Origin of the sequence: Methylobacterium nigriterrae (assembly GCF_037106235.1) — a bacterium.
Lineage (GTDB): Bacteria > Pseudomonadota > Alphaproteobacteria > Rhizobiales > Beijerinckiaceae > Methylobacterium > Methylobacterium nigriterrae.
The window spans coordinates 1-656 of record NZ_JBAWTG010000474.1 but is presented as its reverse complement, the minus strand read 5'-3'; the positions used below and the strand labels follow the sequence as shown (position 1 = coordinate 656).

The window sequence follows — 656 nt, the reverse complement described above, 5'->3', positions numbered from 1 at the left end:
TCGGGACGCAGAGCGAGGACACCGAGGGACGCCTCGCGTTCGCGGATGGGAAGCTCGTGGCGGTCCTGGTGCGCCTGAGCGCGGAGCTGCATGGCGCAAGCGGGCTGGCAGGCCAGTGGTGTGTCGAAGCGGGGTTCGGGGCCTGCGCCACCGATGTGCTGTCTGTCTGGTTCGACAGCTTGGAGGCGGCACAAGGCTGGATCGCTGAGCAGCTCTCGATGAGCCAGTAACACCATAAGGCTCAATCCGCGCGGACGGCTGTGGTTCGACGAGGCTGAGAGGGACAAGAAGAGCCCCGGCGCGAGGCCGGGGCTGCAGCAGCAAGGCCGCCTTAGCGGGTCGAGGTCACAGTGGCCTCAGCAACGACGCGGGGAGCCTCAGGGGCACGCGCGATCAAGGACGGCGTGGTCGTCAGCTCCGACGCCGGACGTACAGCAGCCGTAGCGCGGGCCTGCTCGCGGTAGAGCGTCGGGGTGACATGGATACGGTCATCCGCCTTCGCGATGCCGGCCAGAGTGGCGGCCGCGACGACGGCGAGAACGAGAGCACGAACGGTCATGGTACTGATCCCTCTGGTGTTTCAGAGCCTGTGCCCTGCTTCGTGAGAGGGGATGTGTGTCGCACTGCACCATCATACAAACAGATGCTGTCGATAG

Annotated in this window: 2 protein-coding genes; one reads left to right on the top strand and one right to left on the bottom strand. The window is 66.0% G+C overall.

Going from position 1 to position 656, the window contains the following annotated elements; genetic code table 11:
* Positions 1 to 230 (top strand): hypothetical protein (locus WDW90_RS37825; RefSeq protein WP_336492835.1); only part of this gene is annotated, 230 nt, incomplete at its 5' end.
* A gap of 101 nt (positions 231 to 331) precedes the next feature.
* Here the strand turns inward: WDW90_RS37825 and WDW90_RS37820 are convergent.
* Entirely contained in the window at positions 332 to 559 is a 228-nt protein-coding gene (locus WDW90_RS37820) for a hypothetical protein (RefSeq protein ID WP_336492834.1), read from the bottom strand.
* Positions 560 to 656 lie beyond the last annotated feature (97 nt).